This window comes from Citrobacter sp. Cs237 (genome assembly GCF_030332325.1).
GTDB lineage: Bacteria > Pseudomonadota > Gammaproteobacteria > Enterobacterales > Enterobacteriaceae > Citrobacter_A > Citrobacter_A sedlakii.
The window spans coordinates 135233-154503 of sequence record NZ_JAOWIB010000102.1 but is presented as its reverse complement, the minus strand read 5'-3'; the positions used below and the strand labels follow the sequence as shown (position 1 = coordinate 154503).

At 57.0% G+C, this 19271-nt stretch carries 19 protein-coding genes; 17 read left to right on the top strand and 2 right to left on the bottom strand.

What is annotated here, in order from left to right; translation table 11 throughout:
* The first annotated feature begins 3 nt into the window (after window positions 1–3).
* Genes mepA through OGY07_RS10270 form a run of 4 tightly spaced genes read left to right on the top strand, consistent with a single transcriptional unit; the run spans window position 4 to window position 2496 of the window.
* Complete coding sequence (gene mepA, locus OGY07_RS10285) at window positions 4–828, top strand: penicillin-insensitive murein endopeptidase (RefSeq protein WP_042290760.1); 825 nt, start codon at window positions 4–6, stop codon at window positions 826–828.
* The gene (locus tag OGY07_RS10280) at window positions 828–1637 is read left to right on the top strand and encodes a sulfite exporter TauE/SafE family protein (protein ID WP_042290758.1); all 810 of its coding nucleotides are present in this window, start codon (window positions 828–830) and stop codon (window positions 1635–1637) included. The genes mepA and OGY07_RS10280 overlap by 1 nt, the downstream gene beginning before the upstream one ends.
* On the top strand, window positions 1637–2185 hold the full coding sequence (locus OGY07_RS10275) for an elongation factor P hydroxylase (RefSeq protein WP_042290756.1): 549 nt from the start codon (window positions 1637–1639) through the stop codon (window positions 2183–2185). Before OGY07_RS10280 ends, OGY07_RS10275 begins: the two co-directional genes overlap by 1 nt.
* 32 nt (window positions 2186–2217) lie before the next feature.
* On the top strand, window positions 2218–2496 hold the full coding sequence (locus OGY07_RS10270) for a YfcL family protein (protein WP_042290754.1): 279 nt from the start codon (window positions 2218–2220) through the stop codon (window positions 2494–2496).
* 42 nt (window positions 2497–2538) lie between these two features.
* Here OGY07_RS10270 and mnmC read toward each other — a convergent pair whose 3' ends face one another.
* On the bottom strand, window positions 2539–4539 hold the full coding sequence (gene mnmC, locus OGY07_RS10265; protein ID WP_269535295.1) for a bifunctional tRNA (5-methylaminomethyl-2-thiouridine)(34)-methyltransferase MnmC2/FAD-dependent 5-carboxymethylaminomethyl-2-thiouridine(34) oxidoreductase MnmC1: 2001 nt from the start codon (window positions 4537–4539) through the stop codon (window positions 2539–2541).
* A 158-nt stretch (window positions 4540–4697) separates the two neighbouring features.
* Between mnmC and fabB the strand changes: the two genes are divergently transcribed.
* Window positions 4698–5915, top strand: coding sequence for a beta-ketoacyl-ACP synthase I (gene fabB, locus OGY07_RS10260; protein ID WP_060570095.1), 1218 nt, complete (start codon window positions 4698–4700; stop codon window positions 5913–5915).
* A gap of 103 nt (window positions 5916–6018) precedes the next feature.
* On the top strand, window positions 6019–7197 hold the full coding sequence (locus OGY07_RS10255; RefSeq protein WP_286600333.1) for an MFS transporter: 1179 nt from the start codon (window positions 6019–6021) through the stop codon (window positions 7195–7197).
* Here OGY07_RS10255 and flk read toward each other — a convergent pair.
* The gene (gene flk, locus OGY07_RS10250) at window positions 7194–8195 is read right to left on the bottom strand and encodes a flagella biosynthesis regulator Flk (RefSeq protein ID WP_042290948.1); all 1002 of its coding nucleotides are present in this window, start codon (window positions 8193–8195) and stop codon (window positions 7194–7196) included. The two genes, OGY07_RS10255 and flk, sit on opposite strands and share 4 nt — an antisense overlap.
* A 103-nt stretch (window positions 8196–8298) precedes the next feature.
* On the opposite strand from flk, the gene pdxB reads away from it, so the two are divergent.
* The 11 genes from pdxB to argT all read left to right on the top strand — a co-directional run bounded on the left by pdxB (window position 8299) and on the right by argT (window position 19193).
* Window positions 8299–9435, top strand: coding sequence for a 4-phosphoerythronate dehydrogenase PdxB (gene pdxB / locus OGY07_RS10245; protein WP_286600331.1), 1137 nt, complete (start codon window positions 8299–8301; stop codon window positions 9433–9435).
* Between the two features lie 61 nt (window positions 9436–9496).
* On the top strand, window positions 9497–10510 hold the full coding sequence (locus OGY07_RS10240) for an aspartate-semialdehyde dehydrogenase (RefSeq protein ID WP_286600329.1): 1014 nt from the start codon (window positions 9497–9499) through the stop codon (window positions 10508–10510).
* Window positions 10510–11322, top strand: coding sequence for a tRNA pseudouridine(38-40) synthase TruA (truA, locus tag OGY07_RS10235; protein WP_042290744.1), 813 nt, complete (start codon window positions 10510–10512; stop codon window positions 11320–11322). The genes OGY07_RS10240 and truA overlap by 1 nt, the downstream gene beginning before the upstream one ends.
* Before the next feature lie 23 nt (window positions 11323–11345).
* Window positions 11346–12005 (top strand): DedA family protein, encoded by a 660-nt coding sequence (locus OGY07_RS10230; protein WP_042290742.1) that lies wholly within the window; start codon window positions 11346–11348, stop codon window positions 12003–12005.
* A gap of 149 nt (window positions 12006–12154) precedes the next feature.
* Window positions 12155–13069: an acetyl-CoA carboxylase, carboxyltransferase subunit beta gene (gene accD, locus OGY07_RS10225; RefSeq protein ID WP_042290740.1), complete on the top strand. Its 915-nt coding sequence runs from the start codon at window positions 12155–12157 to the stop codon at window positions 13067–13069.
* A gap of 192 nt (window positions 13070–13261) precedes the next feature.
* Window positions 13262–14530: a bifunctional tetrahydrofolate synthase/dihydrofolate synthase gene (folC, locus tag OGY07_RS10220; protein WP_199956633.1), complete on the top strand. Its 1269-nt coding sequence runs from the start codon at window positions 13262–13264 to the stop codon at window positions 14528–14530.
* On the top strand, window positions 14520–15194 hold the full coding sequence (gene dedD, locus OGY07_RS10215; RefSeq protein WP_181822818.1) for a cell division protein DedD: 675 nt from the start codon (window positions 14520–14522) through the stop codon (window positions 15192–15194). The genes folC and dedD overlap by 11 nt, the downstream gene beginning before the upstream one ends.
* 220 nt (window positions 15195–15414) lie before the next feature.
* A complete protein-coding gene (gene cvpA / locus OGY07_RS10210) occupies window positions 15415–15903 on the top strand; it encodes a colicin V production protein (RefSeq protein ID WP_042290946.1) in 489 nt (162 codons plus the stop codon).
* A gap of 37 nt (window positions 15904–15940) precedes the next feature.
* A complete protein-coding gene (gene purF, locus OGY07_RS10205; RefSeq protein WP_042290735.1) occupies window positions 15941–17458 on the top strand; it encodes an amidophosphoribosyltransferase in 1518 nt (505 codons plus the stop codon).
* Between the two features lie 94 nt (window positions 17459–17552).
* Window positions 17553–18122, top strand: a complete 570-nt coding sequence (gene ubiX, locus OGY07_RS10200; protein ID WP_286600321.1) for a flavin prenyltransferase UbiX — start codon at window positions 17553–17555, stop codon at window positions 18120–18122.
* Between the two features lie 288 nt (window positions 18123–18410).
* Window positions 18411–19193 (top strand): lysine/arginine/ornithine ABC transporter substrate-binding protein ArgT, encoded by a 783-nt coding sequence (argT, locus tag OGY07_RS10195; protein WP_042290732.1) that lies wholly within the window; start codon window positions 18411–18413, stop codon window positions 19191–19193.
* The last annotated feature ends 78 nt before the right edge of the window (window positions 19194–19271 follow it).

The following is a 19271-nucleotide window of genomic DNA, read 5'->3' as shown; positions in this document are numbered from 1 at the left end:
GAGATGAAAAAAACCGCGATTGCGCTGCTGGCACTGCTTGCCGGCAGCGTCAGCCAGGCGGCGACGCCGTGGCAGAAAATAACCCAGCCCATAGCGGGCAGCGCGCAGTCGATCGGCAGCTTTTCGAACGGCTGTATCGTTGGCGCCGATACGCTTCCGGTCCAGTCGGAACACTATCAGGTCATGCGTACCGACCAACGCCGTTATTTTGGTCACCCCGATCTGGTGCTGTTCATTCAGCGTCTGAGCACCCGGGTGAATAACCTGGGGTTGGGGACGGTGCTGATTGGCGATATGGGCATGCCGGCCGGCGGCCGGTTTAACGGCGGCCACGCCAGCCATCAGAGCGGTCTGGATGTGGACATTTTCCTGCAATTACCAAAGACACGCTGGACTCAGGCGCAGTTGCTGCGACCGCAGGCGCTGGATTTGGTGGCCCGCGACGGAAAGCACGTTGTGCCTTCACTGTGGAAGCCGGAAATCTTTAGCCTGATTAAGCTCGCGGCGGAAGATAATGACGTCACCCGCATTTTCGTGAATCCGGCGATCAAACAACAGCTTTGCCTGGACGCAGGAAACGATCGCGACTGGTTGCGTAAAGTGCGACCCTGGTTCCAGCATCGCGCGCATATGCATGTACGATTACGGTGCCCTGCTGACAGCCTGGAGTGCGAAGATCAACCTTTGCCTCCGCCAGGCGACGGTTGTGGCGCTGAACTGCAAAGCTGGTTTGAACCCCCAAAACCTGGAACAACAAAGCCTGAGAAGAAGACACCGCCACCGTTGCCGCCTTCCTGCCAGGCGCTACTGGATGAGCATGTACTCTAATGGATAATTTCGCCGACCTGTTTATGGTCTCCCCGCTGCTGTTGGTTGTGCTGTTTTTTGTTGCGATGCTGGCTGGTTTTATCGATTCACTGGCGGGGGGCGGCGGACTGCTGACCATCCCCGCGCTGATGGCGGCAGGCATGTCTCCCGCTCAGGCGCTGGCCACCAATAAATTGCAGGCCTGCGGCGGCTCAATTTCCGCCTCTATCTACTTTATTCGCCGTAAGGTGGTGGATCTTGCCGATCAGAAACTGAATATCGCGATGACCTTTATTGGCTCGATGAGCGGCGCGCTGCTGGTGCAGCACGTGCAGGCAGACGTGCTTCGTCAGATCCTCCCGGTGCTGGTGATCTGCATCGGTCTCTATTTTTTGCTGATGCCAAAGCTGGGTGAAGATGATCGCCAGCGTCGCCTGTACGGCTTGCCGTTTGCGCTGGTCGCGGGGGGGTGCGTCGGGTTTTACGACGGCTTCTTTGGCCCTGCCGCCGGGTCGTTTTACGCGCTGGCGTTTGTCACGCTTTGCGGCTACAACCTCGCCAAATCCACCGCCCACGCCAAAGTGCTGAACGCCACGTCGAACATCGGCGGCCTGCTGCTGTTTATGATTGGCGGAAAAGTGATCTGGGCAACCGGGTTCGTTATGTTGATTGGGCAGTTTCTCGGCGCGCGCATGGGCTCACGCCTGGTATTGAGCAAGGGACAAAAGCTGATTCGGCCTATGATCGTCATCGTCTCGGCGGTGATGAGCGCCAAACTACTTTATGATAACCATGGACAGGAGATTCTCCACTGGCTGGGGATGAATTAATGAACAGTACACACCACTATGAACAGTTAATTACCCTGTTCAACGACTGCTTTGCTGACGATTTTAATACCCGTCTGATTAAAGGCGATGACGAACCGATCTATCTTCCTGCTGATGCAGAGGTGCCGTATCACCGGATCGTCTTTGCTCACGGTTTTTACGCCAGCGCCCTGCATGAGATTTCGCACTGGTGTATTGCCGGGAAAGCGCGCCGTGAACAGGTTGATTTTGGTTACTGGTACTGCCCGGACGGACGGGACGCGGCGACCCAAAGCAAGTTTGAAGATGTGGAAGTGAAACCGCAAGCGTTTGACTGGTTGTTTTGCGTGGCGGCGGGGTATCCGTTCAACGTCAGTTGCGACAACCTGGAAGGCGACGTCGAACCGGACCGCGTGGTGTTTCAGCGTCGGGTTCATGCGCAGGTGATGGAGTATCTGGAAAAGGGCATTCCTGAACGGCCGGCTCGCTTTATCAAAGCGTTACAAGATTATTATCACACGCCCGACCTTAAGGCGGAACAGTTCCCGTGGCCGGAAGCGCTAAACTAAAGCCAGCGCCACGTTTACAATGAGGAAAGAAGATGATCGCGGAGTTTGAAGCACGCATTCTGGCATTAATCGACGACATGGTTGAACACGCCAGCGACGATGAGCTGTTTGCCAGTGGGTATTTGCGTGGCCACCTGACGTTAGCCGTGGCGGAGCTGGAAGGGCGTGATGACCATTCCGCGGACGCCGTTTACGCCAACGTCACCAGCAGTCTCGAGAAAGCGATCGGTGCGGGTGAACTGTCACCACGCGATCAGGCGTTAGTCAAAGAGATGTGGGATGCGTTGTTCCAGAAGGCGACCAGCCAATAATCGCGCCTTTGCCGGATGGCGTCGCCATCCGGCATCACCCCATTATTTCACCGTTTTCCCTTTCCGTAATTTCCTGACCCATAAACGATTCGGATTGAGCGCAGCCAGCGTACCCGCATCCAGCGGAAGGGGTTCATTGCTCATTTGCGACGCCAGGATTTCCGCACACAGAGGCGCGGTGCACAAGCCGCGTGATCCCAGCGCGCCGAGCATAAAGAGATCCTCATGTACGGGCGCGTTTGCCGCTGAAGAAGGATCCCTGGCCAGACTGGCGTACTGCGTTAGCGTGGCGGCGTAATCCGGTACATTGCCGACCATCGGTAAATGGTCGCGAGTAGCGCAGCGCACGCCGCAGCGCGCCTCTTTCCCGCTGATATCCACCTCTTGCGCCCATTTCGCCGTCGGGAAGCAGTCAATTAACCGCTGCCGGTTCTGCTGCTGATCGTCCTCACGATATTCCGTAGCGTCACTGCCGCGATGATAGCTGGCGCCAATACAATGGTGCTGGTTAGCCGGATTTACCGGGGTAAGATAACCGTCATAGCACAGCACCTGGCGAAGCGCGGAAAGGGCAGGCGTGGCGGGAATATGACTGACCTGACCGCCGACCGGGTAAACGGGTAACGGCTGTGTCTGTGTGAAGTGGTTAATCGCATGGCCGTTCGCCAGCACCACGACGTCATGTTCAGCCTGCGTGCCATCGGCAAAGCGCAGGGACCAGCCGTGCGCCGTCGCGCTTAGCGCGTCGACCGAATGACGGTAATGGCAACGTAGCCCCTGTTGTTCAGCCAGCGCCAGCACTGCGGCAGTCAATTGCGCCGGACACAGCCAGCCGCCCAGCGGATAGGAAATACCAGCACAGTCGATATCAACGCCGGTTAAGGCTTCCATGTGTCCACTTTTTACCGCCTGCGCCAGCGCGTCGGGGAGTTCCAGCGACAACAGTTGCGCGATCTTCTGCTGGCTTTTTTCGTCCCAGCCGGCCTGCGTGACGCCGCACCAGTCATGATCGAAAACAACCGGGAGAGCATCGTACTGACGGCGGGCAAAGGTAAAGGCGGCGGGGAAAAAGAGATTTATCGCCGCATCGTGCTTGCTGAGCAGGGGATAAAGCGCACCCTGACGGTTTCCCGATGCGCCCTGGGCAGGTTTTTCGTCCGCGCAATAGAGCGTGACCCGCCAGCCGCGACGCAGCAGCGCCAGGGACAGCAGGGCGCTGGCGATACCGCCGCCAACAATAGCCGTTTCACGCTTAAGGCTGCCCTGGCGGACAAACCACGGCGCTCTGGCGACAGGCGTAAGTCTTTGAAGCATCGCCCCGCGCAGCATTTCACGCTTGCGGCCAAAACCTTTGTATTTCTGCATGGTGAAACCGGCTTCCTGTAAACCCCGGCGCACAAATCCCGCGGAGGTAAAGGTTGCCAGCGTACCGCCGGGTCGCGCCAGTCGCGCCATAGCGTTAAACAGTCCCGGGGTCCACATGTCCGGGTTTTTGGCGGGCGCGAAGCCGTCGAGAAACCAGGCGTCCACTTTCTGATGCAGACTGTCATCCAGTTGGTCGGTAAGTTCGTTAATATCTCCAAACCACAGATCGAGCGTGACGCGTCCTTCATCCAGCAGCAGGCGATGACAGCCCGCCAGCGGCAACGGCCACTGGGCGTGGAGTTGCTTTGCAAGCGCCGCCAGCTCAGGCCAGCGCTGGTGCGCGGCGACCAGATCGTCGTGGTGCAGGGGAAATTTTTCAAAACTGATAAAATGTAATCTTTGTAGCGTAGCCTCAGGGTGCGTGGCGCGAAACGCGGCAAACGCCTGCCAGAGCGTCAGAAAGTTCAGGCCAGTGCCGAAGCCGCTCTCTGCGACCACAAAAAGCGGGTCGGAATGTTCCGGAAAACGCTCAGGGATCCGGTTGCCGCCGAGAAAGACGTAACGTGTCTCTTCAAGGCCATTATCATTAGAAAAGTACACATCGTCGAAATCTCGGGAAACAGGTGTACCCTCAGCGTTGAATTCGAGGTTGGCGGGTTGTATGGCATTTTGTTTCACGTAAGTTACTCGTCTGACGGGCAGTGCCACGATCTTAGCGATGTGTGCCAGGCGGCGCAAATTTCCGGACAAAATGGCTGATCGGACTTGTTCGGCGTACAAGTGTACGCTATTGTGCCAGTCGAAACTTACTATAGTGCGACTTACAGAGGTATTGAATGAAACGTGCAGTGATTACTGGCTTGGGCATCGTTTCCAGCATCGGTAATAACCAGCAGGAAGTCCTGGCATCTCTGCGTGAAGGACGTTCAGGGATCACCTTCTCCGAAGAGTTTAAAGATGCGGGAATGCGTAGCCACGTATGGGGTAACGTCAAGCTGGATACAACCGGTTTGATCGACCGTAAAGTGGTTCGTTTCATGAACGATGCCTCTATTTATGCCTTTCTTTCCATGCAGCAGGCTATCGCTGACGCGGGCCTGAGCGATGAGGTGTATCAGAACAACCCGCGCGTGGGTCTGATTGCCGGTTCCGGCGGCTCCTCCAAAGCGCAGGTATTCGGTGCGGACGCTATGCGTAGCCCGCGCGGCCTGAAAGCGGTGGGTCCGTACGTCGTCACCAAAGCGATGGGCTCTGCGGTTTCCGCTTGCCTCGCGACGCCGTTTAAAATTCACGGCGTAAACTATTCGATCAGCTCCGCCTGTGCGACCTCCGCGCACTGCATTGGGAATGCGGTAGAGCAGATCCAACTGGGCAAACAGGACATCGTGTTTGCCGGCGGCGGCGAAGAGCTGGGCTGGGAAATGGCCTGTGAGTTCGACGCGATGGGCGCGCTGTCCACTAAGTACAACGATCAACCCGCTAAGGCGTCCCGGACTTATGATGCGCACCGTGACGGTTTCGTTATCGCTGGCGGCGGCGGGATGGTTGTGGTTGAAGAACTGGAGCACGCGCTGGCCCGTGGCGCACGCATTTATGCGGAGATCGTCGGCTACGGCGCAACATCCGATGGCGCAGACATGGTCGCGCCGTCCGGTGAAGGCGCGGTTCGCTGCATGCAGATGGCGATGCACGGCGTGGACACCCCCATCGACTACCTGAACTCCCACGGCACCTCTACGCCGGTTGGTGATGTGAAAGAACTGGGCGCCATTCGTGAAGTGTTTGGCGATAACAGCCCGGCTATTTCTGCGACGAAAGCCATGACCGGCCACTCTCTGGGCGCCGCTGGCGTGCAGGAAGCGATTTATTCTCTGCTGATGCTGGAACACGGTTTTATCGCGCCGAGCATTAACATTGAAGAGATGGACGAGCAGGCTGCCGGACTGAACATCGTGACTGAAACCACCGAGCGCGAACTGACCACCGTCATGTCCAACAGCTTTGGTTTCGGCGGCACCAACGCCACGCTGGTTATGCGCAAGCTGAAAGCGTAAGTGACAGGCCGGATAAGGCGTATCGCCGCTATCCGGCAGAACCTGATGATTTCAAAGGGGAGCTTTCAGGCTCCCTTTTTTGTTCTGCTGCCTGGAGTCATACATGGCTGTCGTAGCTGAAAAAGAATCCACATCTTCTGCCAATTTCTCACTGTTCCGTATCGCCTTTGCGGTGTTCCTGACCTACATGACGGTTGGATTGCCGCTGCCCGTGATTCCACTTTTTGTCCACCATGAACTGGGTTATGGCAATACGATGGTGGGGATCGCCGTCGGGATCCAGTTTCTCGCCACCGTGTTAACGCGCGGCTATGCCGGACGGCTCGCCGATCAGTACGGCGCCAAGCGCTCGGCGTTGCAGGGCATGTTCGCCTGCGCGCTGGCGGGCGGGGCATGGCTGCTGGCGGCGCTGTTGCCCGTCTCTGCGCCGGTGAAATTTGCGCTGCTGATCGCAGGTCGCCTGATCCTCGGCTTTGGAGAAAGCCAGTTGCTTACCGGTACGCTGACCTGGGGGCTGGGTCTGGTGGGGCCAACGCGTTCCGGTAAAGTGATGTCCTGGAATGGGATGGCGATTTACGGCGCGCTGGCGGCAGGGGCGCCGCTGGGTTTACTCATCCACAGTCACTTTGGGTTTGCCACGCTGGCAGGAACCACCATGGCGCTGCCGCTGCTGGCATGGGCATTTAACGGCACGGTACGTAAAGTGCCCGCGCAGACGGGAGAACGACCTTCTCTGTGGAGCGTGGTCGGGCTTATCTGGAAACCCGGTCTCGGCCTTGCGTTGCAGGGGGTGGGTTTTGCGGTTATCGGCACCTTTATTTCGCTCTATTTCGCCAGCCACGGCTGGGCAATGGCGGGTTTTACCCTCACCGCGTTCGGCGGTGCGTTTGTCCTCATGCGCGTGCTGTTTGGCTGGATGCCGGATCGCTTTGGCGGTGTTAAAGTCGCTATCGCTTCTTTATTGGTCGAGACCGTGGGTCTGGTGCTGCTATGGCTGGCGCCAACCGCGTGGATTGCTCTGCTTGGCGCGGCGTTAACCGGGGCGGGCTGCTCGCTTATTTTCCCCGCGCTGGGCGTTGAGGTGGTCAAGCGTGTCCCGGCGCAGGTACGCGGGACGGCGCTGGGGGGATACGCCGCGTTTCAGGATATCTCCTACGCTATCACGGGCCCGCTGGCGGGCGTGTTGGCCACATCCTGTGGCTATCCGTCAGTGTTCCTTGCGGGGGCGATTTCCGCCGTGGTAGGGATTCTGGTGACGATCCTGTCGTTTCGCCGGGGTTAAACCACCAGCCAGAAAATCAGCAGCGCAACCATCAGGGCGAGAAACAGCAGTCCGGGACGGGCGGCGGCCGCTTTGAAGGTTTCGATCACCGGGGTAAACGGGCTGTAGATTGGCTGAATATGAAGCGGATCGCTGAGCGCTTTGTCGCGCTCAACGCGGCGCAGGAAGATCTGATTCAGCAGATCCTGAACCTGGGCGGTGGTCAACACTGTCTGCGGCTGGATCTGCCAGGTGTGCTGGGCATACTCTTTCAGCGATGCCTGTTCTGCCGGCTCCAGTGGTTGCTTCAACGCCGCCTGCAGCGATTGCAGGGTCGGGGCGTGTTGCAGACTGAGCGTTTGCCGCGCCTGAAGCCAGGTCGCCAGATGGGTAAAATGCTTCGCCGGGATCAGCTCGCCGCTTTTCACGCCCGACAGTTCCAGCATGGATTGCCAGATAAGCTTACCGGACTCTCCCGTCGCGGCGGCCAGTTTGGTGACCAACTGGTTCAGGGTGTTGTGTTCCGCAGGCAACAGCGGGCGATCGGTTGCCGGGCGCTGTTGTGGTTGCGGAATAGACAATTGTCCCTGCTGGAGCAGCGTCAGTACATTCTTTAGCTGATCCGGCGTGAGCTGGCTGAGCGCCGTTTGTCCATATTGCTGGCGAATAAAATCGCTCACCGCCTGACGGTTATTCCCCTGGCTCAATAATTCCGTTAGCTGCGACAGCACCTGTCGGTTGGCATGATTTTGCTGGGCGACGCTCAGTCTCTGGCTGAGATTGTGCTCTGCGGCGGGGAAATGGCGGGACAACAACGGTGTGTCGCTTTTCACGCCAAGATCGTGTTTCATTCCGGCCCACACTTCCGCACTTTGCTGTTGCGTCAGTGAAATCAGGCGGGTTATCAGTCGCTCCAGTACCGTCCGCTGTTGAGTAGAGAGCGGTTGTTCGCCCGCAGCGGAAGAAGCGGGTTGCCCTTCACCCGGAGGGCGCGCGGGAGTACCGGAAATGGGTTGCATCATCACGTATCCTTAAACCATCAATCTTAGCAAAGTATGCCTGGCGGCCAGATTATGGCACACTTGCCCGGTTAACACTCGTTCTCAAACAGGTACGAAAGACGTGAAAATTCTCGTTGATGAAAATATGCCTTATGCCCGCGAATTGTTTAGCCGACTGGGCGAGGTAAAAGCGGTTCCTGGCCGCCCAATCCCGGTTGCTGAACTGGACGATGCGGACGCTCTCATGGTGCGTTCGGTCACCAAAGTGAATGAAGCGCTGCTGGCGGGGAAACCGGTGAAATTTGTCGGCACGGCAACGGCGGGAACCGATCACGTGGATGACCGCTGGCTTGCGCAGGCCGGTATTGGTTTTTCGGCAGCGCCTGGCTGTAACGCGATTGCGGTCGTCGAGTACGTCTTTTCCGCGCTGCTGTTGCTGGCCGAACGCGACGGCTTTGCCCTGCGCGATCGTACCGTAGGTATTGTGGGGGTCGGTAACGTTGGCCGCCGTTTACAGGCGCGGCTGGAAGCGTTCGGCGTGCGTACGCTGCTGTGCGATCCGCCGCGGGCGGATCGGGGCGACGAAGGCGATTTCCGCTCGCTTGACGAGCTGGTGCGGGAGGCGGATATCCTGACCTTCCATACGCCGCTGTTTAAAGACGGTCCGTACAAGACTTTGCATCTGGCGGATGAGGCGCTGATCGCCCGTCTGAAGCCAGGGACGATCCTGATCAACGCCTGTCGTGGCGCGGTTGTGGATAACGCGGCGCTGCTGGCGCGCCTGAACGCGGGACAGCAGTTGAGCGTAGTGCTGGACGTGTGGGAAGGGGAGCCGGACCTGAACGTAGAACTGCTCAGTAAAGTGGATATCGGTACGCCGCATATTGCGGGCTATACGCTGGAAGGCAAAGCGCGCGGAACCACCCAGGTCTTTGAAGCGTTCAGCGCGTTTATCGGGCGCGCCCAACATGTCGCGCTTGACACGCTGCTGCCCGCCCCGGAATTTGGCCGTATCACGCTCCACGGCCCGTTAGATCAGCCAACGCTGAAAAGACTGGCGCATTTGGTGTATGATGTGCGCCGCGACGATGCGCCGCTGCGTCACGTCGCCGGGATACCGGGTGAATTCGATAAACTGCGCAAGACTTACCTTGAGCGCCGCGAATGGTCGTCACTGTATGTGATGTGCGACGACGCCAGCGCCGCCGCGCTATTGCATCAGCTCGGGTTTAACGCCGTTCATCATCCGGCTCGCTAACATTCTTTTTGTCGCTCCCTGCCTGCAGCGGGGAGCTTTGCTATTTCTGGAGTAAACCACCATGTCTGAAGGCTGGAATATTGCCGTTCTCGGCGCGACGGGCGCCGTTGGCGAAGCGTTGCTTGAAACTCTGGCAGAACGCCAGTTCCCGGTCGGTGAGATCTATGCGCTGGCGCGGCCAGAAAGCGCGGGTGAACATCTGCGTTTTGCCGGAAAAACGGTAACGGTGCAGGATGCGGCAGAGTTCGACTGGACGCAGGCGCAGCTGGCGTTTTTTGTCGCGGGCTTAGAGGCTACGGCGGCGTGGGTGGACGACGCCACCAACGCAGGATGCCTGGTGATTGACTCCAGCGGTCTGTTCGCCCTTGAGCCGGACGTGCCGCTGGTGGTGCCGGAAGTGAACCCGTTCGTGCTGGCGGACTACCGTAACCGTAACGTTATCGCCGTCCCGAACAGCCTGACCAGCCAACTGCTGGCGTCGCTGAAGCCGCTGATCGACCAGGGCGGTTTGTCCCGCATCAGTGTGACCAGCCTGCTTTCGGCCTCCGCACAGGGCAAAAAGGCGGTCGATGCTCTCGCCGGGCAGAGCGCGAAGCTGCTGAACGGGATCCCGATCGATGAGGACGATTTCTTTGGTCGCCAGTTGGCCTTCAACATGTTACCGCTGTTGCCGGACAGGGAAGGCAGCGTGCGCGAAGAGCGCTGTATCGTCGATGAAGTGCGCAAAATTATGCAGGATGACGGGCTGATGATCTCCGTAAGCTGTGTGCGGTCGCCGGTGTTTTACGGCCACGCGCAGATGGTCGCGTTTGAAGCTCTGCGTCCGCTGGCGGCAGAAGAGGCCCGTGACGCCTTCGCCCAGGGCGAGGATATCATGCTGTCCGACGAAACGGATTTCCCCACTCAGGTCGGCGATGCGTCTGGCAACGCGCAGCTTTCCGTAGGCTGTGTGCGTAACGACTACGGTATGCCGGAGCAAGTACAGTTCTGGTCGGTGGCCGATAACGTTCGCTTTGGCGGTGCCCTGATTGCGGTGAAAATTGCCGAGAAGCTGGTGCAGGAGTATCTCTACTGATGTCCGACCAGCTACAGCCGCCGGTGTATAAAATTGCGCTGGGCATTGAGTATGACGGCAGCAAATATTATGGCTGGCAGCGTCAGAACGAAGTGCGCAGCGTGCAGGAAAAGCTGGAAAAAGCACTCTCCCAGGTTGCCAATGAGCCGATTACCGTCTTCTGCGCCGGGCGTACCGATGCGGGCGTTCACGGCACCGGGCAGGTCGTCCATTTCGAAACGACCGCACAGCGAAAAGACGCGGCGTGGACGTTAGGCGTAAATGCGAATTTACCTGGTGACATTGCCGTGCGTTGGGTGAAAGCTGTACCGGACGATTTTCATGCCCGGTTTAGCGCCACGGCTCGTCGTTATCGTTACATCATCTACAATCATCGGCTGCGTCCGGCGGTTTTAGCCAAAGGCGTCACGCATTACTATGAGCCGCTGGATGCCGAGCGGATGCACCGCGCGGCGCAATGCCTGATTGGCGAGAACGATTTTACCTCGTTTCGCGCCGTTCAGTGCCAGTCGCGCACGCCGTGGCGTAACGTGATGCATATTAGCGTGTCGCGTTATGGCGCATATGTGGTGGTCGATATCAAAGCCAATGCCTTTGTACATCATATGGTCAGGAATATTGTCGGCAGCCTGATGGAAGTGGGCGCCAACAACCAGCCGGAGAGCTGGATAGCAGAGCTGTTAGCGGCAAAGGACAGAACGCTTGCAGCGGCAACGGCGAAAGCGGAAGGGCTGTATCTGGTCGCGGTGGATTATCCGGACCGGTTTGATCTTCCGAAACCGCCTATGGGCCCGCTGTTCCTGGCGGACTAATTCGCGTCGTAAAAGGCATAATTATGGACCTGATTTACTTTCTTATTGATTTCATCCTGCACATCGATGTGCATCTGGCAGAGCTGGTTGCCGAATATGGCATCTGGGTATACGCCATTTTGTTCCTGATTTTGTTTTGTGAAACGGGTCTGGTGGTCACGCCGTTCCTGCCGGGAGATTCCCTGCTGTTCGTTGCCGGGGCGCTGGCGTCGCTGCCCAATAACGATCTCAACGTCCATATGATGGTGGTATTAATGCTGATTGCCGCAATTGTTGGCGACGCGGTTAACTACACCATTGGCCGACTGTTCGGCGATAAGCTTTTCAGCAACCCGGACTCGAAAATTTTCCGCCGCAGTTACCTCGACAAAACCCACCAGTTTTACGAGAAGCATGGCGGCAAAACCATCATTCTCGCCCGCTTTGTGCCGATCGTCAGAACGTTCGCGCCGTTCGTGGCGGGAATGGGGCATATGTCTTATCGTCATTTTGCCGCTTACAACGTGATTGGCGCGCTGTTGTGGGTATTGCTGTTTACCTACGCGGGCTACTTCTTCGGCACTCTCCCGATGATCCAGGATAACCTGAAGCTGTTGATCGTCGGCATTATCGTGGTGTCCATATTGCCCGGCGTTTACGAAATTATTCGTCATAAACGTGCTGCGTCGCGTGTAACAAAATAGAAACTAACACAGCGGTTCGACCACTTTTTTATCCAAAGTTACGGGCTGTTATGTTTTAATGTGCAACATTCATGGTCTGTTGGGGGCAAAAATGGCATCATGCGCCCCTTATAACAAAGCTAACCAGGGTTCAGGCAGAAAGGTCACCAATGAGCTGGATTGAACGAATTAAAAGCAACATTACTCCAACCCGCAAGGCAAGCATTCCTGAAGGGGTGTGGACCAAATGTGATAGCTGCGGTCAGGTTTTATATCGCGCTGAGCTGGAACGTAATCTTGAGGTCTGTCCGAAGTGTGACCATCACATGCGCATGTCGGCGCGCAATCGCCTGCATAGCCTGTTAGATGAAGGTTCTCTTGTGGAGCTGGGTAGCGAACTTGAGCCGAAAGACGTGCTGAAGTTCCGTGACTCCAAGAAGTATAAAGATCGTCTGGCTTCCGCGCAGAAGGAAACCGGCGAAAAAGACGCGCTGGTGGTCATGAAAGGTACGCTTCACGGCATGCCGGTTGTCGCGGCGGCGTTTGAGTTTGCCTTTATGGGCGGTTCCATGGGATCTGTTGTCGGTGCGCGTTTCGTCCGCGCCGTTGAGCAGGCGCTGGAAGATAACTGCCCGCTGATCTGCTTCTCCGCGTCCGGCGGCGCGCGTATGCAGGAAGCGCTGATGTCGTTGATGCAGATGGCGAAAACATCCGCTGCGCTGGCGAAAATGCAGGAACGCGGTCTGCCGTACATTTCGGTGCTTACTGACCCGACAATGGGTGGCGTATCCGCAAGCTTCGCGATGCTGGGCGATCTTAATATCGCTGAACCGAAAGCGTTGATTGGCTTCGCCGGTCCGCGCGTGATCGAGCAAACCGTCCGTGAGAAACTGCCGCCGGGATTCCAGCGCAGTGAGTTTCTGATCGAAAAAGGCGCTATCGATATGATTGTCCGCCGTCCGGAAATGCGCCTGAAACTGGCCAGCATTCTGGCGAAGCTGATGAACTTACCCGCGCCGAATCCGGATGCTCCACGTGAAGGCGTGGTGGTACCTCCGGTACCGGATCAGGAACCCGAGGCCTGATAATTTACTCTATGGTTTTCGAGTTGCAGGTAGGCGGCAAGAGCGTTCATCCCGATGAGCTTGCACAGGCAAGTGATTCGGGTGAACGAGAGCAGCCAACAAGCCTGCAGCTTGAAAGACGACGAGTACAAAAGGGCAGGGCCAGCTGGCGCTGCCTTTTGCTTTTCTCAATGTAACCAATTTACGGGCATCATGGATAACAAACGCATTCCCCAAGCCGCGTCGCCCCTGGCCTCGTGGCTTTCTTATCTGGAAAATCTCCACGCCAAAACGATTGATATGGGTCTTGAGCGCGTAAGTCAGGTGGCAGCGAAACTGGACGTGTTAAAGCCCGCGCCATTTGTCTTTACCGTCGCCGGAACGAATGGCAAAGGCACAACCTGCCGCACGCTGGAGTCCGTATTGACGGCGGCAGGCTACAGCGTGGGCGTTTACAGTTCGCCGCATCTGGTCCGTTACACTGAGCGCGTGCGCATTGCGGGTAAAGAACTGCCGGAATCGGCCCATACCGCCTCTTTTGCGGAAATTGAAGCTGCGCGCGGTGAGATTTCCCTGACCTATTTTGAGTACGGTACGCTATCCGCGCTGTGGCTGTTTAAGCAGGCGAATCTTGATGTCGTTATTCTGGAGGTGGGGTTAGGCGGTCGGCTGGACGCCACCAATATGGTGGATGCTGACGTCGCGGTGATCACCAGTATCGCGCTTGACCACACCGACTGGCTGGGACCGGATCGCGAAAGCATTGGCCGGGAAAAAGCCGGGATCTTCCGCGCTGAAAAACCGGCGATTGTTGGCGAACCGGAAATGCCGTATACCATCGCCGACGTCGCGCAGGAAAAAGGGGCTTTGCTCCAGCGACGCGGCGTAGACTGGCATTATGCGGTGTCGGGCGACAGCTGGCGTTTTACCGACGCCAACGGTACGTTAACCGGTTTGCCGTTGCCGCAGGTGCCGCAGCCAAACGCGGCGACGGCGCTGGCGGCGCTACGCGCAAGCGGGCTTACGATCGGCGAGCAGGCGATCCGCGACGGTATTGCCGGGGCGATTCTACCCGGACGTTTTCAGATTGTGAGCGAGTCCCCACGGGTCATTCTCGATGTCGCGCATAATCCCCATGCGGCGGAATACCTGACCGGGCGACTGAAAGGGTTACCGAAACAAGGGCGCGTGCTGGCGGTTATCGGTATGCTACATGATAAGGATATTGCGGGAACGTTAGCCTGGTTGAAAAGCGTGGTCGACGACTGGTATTGTGCTCCGCTGGAAGGGCCGCGCGGCGCGACGGCGGAACAGCTGCTGGAACATCTGGGCCAGGGCACTGTCTATGACAGTGTCGCGCAGGCATGGCAGGCGGCGCTGGCGGAGGCGAAACCAGAAGATACCGTACTGGTATGTGGATCATTCCACACGGTGGCACATGTCATGGAAGTGATGGACGCGGGGAGAATCGGTGGCGAGTAAATTTCAGAATCGTTTAGTTGGCACAATTGTGCTGGTCGCACTGGGCGTGATTGTGCTTCCAGGCCTGCTCGACGGGCAAAAAAAGCATTATCAGGATGAGTTTGCCGCTATCCCGCTGGTGCCGAAACCGGGCGATCGCGATGAGCCTGATATGATGCCCGCTGCCACGCAGGCTTTGCCGACCCAGCCGCCGGAAGGCGCTGCGGAAGAAGTGCGCGCAGGCGATGCGGCGGCGCCGTCGCTGGACCCTTCGCGCTATGCGTCGACCAACAATCCGGCGATTGATCCGGCGCCAGCGCCGGTTGAAAAGCCAAAACCAAAACCGGTTGAAAAACCGAAGCCGCAGCCGAAACCACAGCCGGTGGTAGAGCCGACAGCGCCTGCGCCTAAGCCCGCGGCAGAAGAAAAACCGGCACCGACCGGGAAAGCCTATGTTGTTCAGTTAGGGGCGTTGAAAAACGCCGACAAGGTCAATGAGATTGTGGGTAAACTTCGCGGCGCGGGTTACCGGGTATATACTGTGCCGTCGACGCCAGTGCAGGGAAAAATCACCCGCATCCTGGTCGGGCCGGACGCGTCTCGCGACAAGCTGAAAAGCGCGCTTGGTGAACTGAAACAGCTCTCCGGGCTAAGCGGAGTGGTGATGGGATACAGTCCGAACTAAGCCCCCTATCGCCAGGCGCGACGCGGTTTTTCAGGCCGGATAAGGCGTTAACGACGCCATCCGGCAAGGCCAAAAACGGCCAAAAAGTATGATGGCGTTGAATATTTTTTCAGCGCCATTTTTATTTACGCGCGGGAAGGAAATCCCTACGCAAACGTTTTCTTTTTCTGTTAGAATGCGCCCCGAACAGGACGGCAGGGCGTTAAATCGTGGGACACTTATGGTCTGGATTGATTACGCCATTATCGCGGTGATTGGTTTTTCCTGTCTGGTTAGCCTGATCCGTGGCTTTGTACGTGAAGCGTTATCGTTGGTGACATGGGGTTGTGCTTTCTTTGTCGCCAGCCATTACTACACTTATCTGTCTGTCTGGTTTTCGGGCTTTGAAGACGAACTGGTTCGAAACGGGATTGCCATCGCGGTGCTGTTTATCGCGACGCTCATTGTCGGCGCGGTCGTCAACTTTGTTATCGGGCAACTGGTCGAAAAAACCGGGTTGTCCGGTACTGACCGGGTGCTGGGGATCTGTTTTGGGGCTCTGCGTGGTGTACTGATTGTTGCCGCTATTCTGTTCTTTCTCGATACCTTTACCGGTTTGTCGAAAAGTGAGGACTGGAGTCAGTCACGGCTTATCCCGGAGTTCAGTTTCATCATCAGATGGTTTTTTGACTATCTGCAAAGCTCGTCAAGTTTCTTGCCCAGAACCTGACTGGGTTCTGAGATGTGGTTAACGAGGAAAAAGACGTATGTGCGGTATTGTCGGTATCGCCGGTGTTATGCCGGTCAACCAGTCGATTTATGACGCCTTAACGGTGCTCCAGCATCGTGGCCAGGATGCCGCAGGCATCATCACCATTGATGCGAACAACTGCTTCCGCTTGCGTAAAGCGAACGGCCTGGTGAGCGACGTGTTCGAAGCGCGTCACATGCAGCGTATGCAGGGCAACATGGGTATCGGTCATGTGCGCTACCCAACGGCTGGCAGCTCCAGCGCCTCAGAGGCTCAGCCATTCTACGTCAACTCACCGTATGGCATCACGCTTGCCCACAATGGCAATCTGACCAACGCCCATGAGCTGCGTAAAAAGCTGTTCGAAGAAAAGCGTCGCCACATCAACACCACCTCCGATTCAGAGATCCTGCTGAATATCTTTGCCAGCGAGCTGGATAACTTTCGTCACTATCCGCTGGAAGCCGATAACATTTTTGCCGCTATCGCCGCGACAAACCGCCAGATTCGCGGGGCGTATGCCTGCGTGGCGATGATTATCGGCCACGGGATGATCGCCTTTCGCGATCCGAACGGGATCCGTCCGCTGGTGCTGGGCAAACGCGATATTGGCGATGGCCGTACCGAGTACATGGTGGCCTCAGAAAGCGTGGCGCTTGATACGCTGGGCTTCGAATTCCTCCGTGACGTCGCGCCCGGCGAGGCGGTGTACATCACGGAAAAAGGCCAGCTGTTTACCCGCCAGTGTGCGGAAAACCCGGTCAGCAACCCGTGTCTGTTTGAGTACGTCTACTTCGCGCGTCCGGACTCCTTCATTGACAAAATTTCCGTCTACAGCGCCCGCGTTAATATGGGGACCAGGCTGGGTGAAAAAATTGCCCGTGAGTGGGAAGACCTGGATATCGATGTGGTGATCCCGATCCCGGAAACGTCCTGCGATATCGCGCTGGAAATTGCCCGTATTCTGGGTAAGCCGTACCGCCAGGGGTTTGTGAAAAACCGCTACGTGGGACGTACCTTTATCATGCCGGGTCAGCAGCTGCGCCGTAAATCGGTGCGCCGCAAGCTGAACGCTAATCGCGCGGAGTTCCGGGATAAAAACGTTCTGCTGGTCGATGACTCTATCGTGCGCGGCACCACCTCTGAGCAGATCATTGAGATGGCGCGTGAAGCCGGGGCGAAAAAGGTCTATCTGGCGTCAGCCGCGCCGGAAATTCGTTTCCCGAACGTGTACGGCATTGACATGCCTACCGCTAACGAACTGATCGCCCACGGGCGTGAAGTGGATGAGATCCGCCAGATTATCGGCGCAGACGGCCTAATCTTCCAGGATCTGAACGATCTGATCGAAGCCGTACGCGCCGAGAACCCGGATATCCAACAGTTTGAATGCTCGGTATTTAACGGCGTGTACGTGACGAAAGACGTTGATCAACAGTATCTGGATTTTCTCGATTCCCTGCGCAATGACGACGCCAAAGCGGTGCAGCGGCAGAACGAAGTGGAAAATCTCGAAATGCATAACGAAGGGTAATCTCTTCCTCTCAGGGTGCGGTTTCCGCACCCTGCTTGCAACTCCCCCTGAAATCCTGCAAAGTCAGCCCAGAAGTCAGACAGGGCGATATATCATGAAACGACTCATCGTAGGAATTAGCGGCGCCAGCGGCGCCATTTACGGCGTGCGCATGTTGCAGGTTTTACGCGACGTGCCGGATGTTGAAACGCACCTGATTATGAGTCAGGCCGCCCGACAGACGTTGTCGCTGGAAACCGACTTATCGCTGCGCGACGTGCAGGCGCTTGCTGATGTCACCCACGACGCGCGTGACATTGCCGCCAGCGTCTCCTCTGGCTCTTTTCAGACCACGGGAATGGTCATCCTGCCATGCTCGATTAAAACGCTGTCCGGCATTGTGCACAGCTATACCGACGGTCTGCTCACCCGCGCCGCCGACGTGGTGCTGAAAGAGCGCCGTCCGCTGGTGCTCTGTGTGCGGGAAACACCGCTGCATCTGGGGCATCTTCGATTAATGACCCAGGCGGCGGAAATTGGCGCGGTGATTATGCCGCCGGTTCCGGCGTTTTATCATCGTCCGCAGTCGCTGGATGATGTGATAAATCAAACCGTTAACCGCGTTCTTGATCAGTTTGACATTGCGCTACCGCAGGATCTCTTTGCCCGCTGGCAGGGCGCATAGCGCTGCCTGCTTAGCGCGCCTTCTGGCAACCGTTGCCCTGTTATAGGGCAATTTTGTAACCGCGATCATATCCTCGACATTTAATTCGCTAAAAGCCACCGAAACGCTGCGGTTCATCCGCCAGACCTGCTATCTTCAACATCAGGACAATATTGCAACGTTTTATTAACATATTTAACGTCGAATATCCTCATCGACGCGAAAATGGCATAAGACCTGCATGAAAAAGCCTGCAAACACACAACACAACGCAAAACATAATAAAGTCATTCCACTTGAGGGTTATGTATGAAGAAGTCAGTTCTCGCTCTGTCATTACTGATAGGTCTTTCTGTTGGCGCATCCAGCTATGCCGCGTTACCGGAAACGGTTCGTATCGGTACGGACACCACCTACGCGCCATTCTCTTCGAAAGACGCCAAAGGCGATTTTGTCGGCTTTGATATCGATCTGGGCAATGAGATGTGCAAGCGTATGCAGGTCAAATGTACCTGGGTCGCCAGCGATTTCGACGCGCTGATCCCGTCGCTCAAGGCGAAGAAAATTGATGCCATCATCTCTTCGCTTTCCATCACCGATAAGCGTCAGCAGGAAATCGCCTTCTCTGACAAACTCTACGCGGCTGACTCACGACTGATTGCGGCGAAAGGTTCGCCGATCCAACCGACGCTGGATGCGCTGAAAGGCAAACACGTCGGCGTTCTGCAGGGGTCCACCCAGGAAGCGTATGCCAATGACAACTGGCGCAGTAAAGGTGTAGATGTGGTGGCGTACGCCAACCAGGATCTGATTTACTCCGATCTGACGGCGGGCCGCCTTGATGCTGCTCTGCAGGATGAAGTGGCCGCCAGCGAAGGATTCCTGAAACAACCTGCCGGTAAAGACTATGCGTTTGCCGGTCCTTCCGTGAAAGACAAGAAGTACTTTGGCGACGGGACGGGCGTCGGTTTACGTAAGGACGACGCAGAGTTGAAAGCGGCCTTTGACAAGGCGCTGGGCGATCTGCGTAAGGACGGTACTTACGACAAGATGGCGAAAAAGTACTTCGACTTTAACGTCTACGGCGACTGATCGCGCCAGTGAGGGGATCTGGCTGCACCGTTTGGGTAACCTTTCGCGGTGCAGTCAGGCAGAAATGCACCATAACAG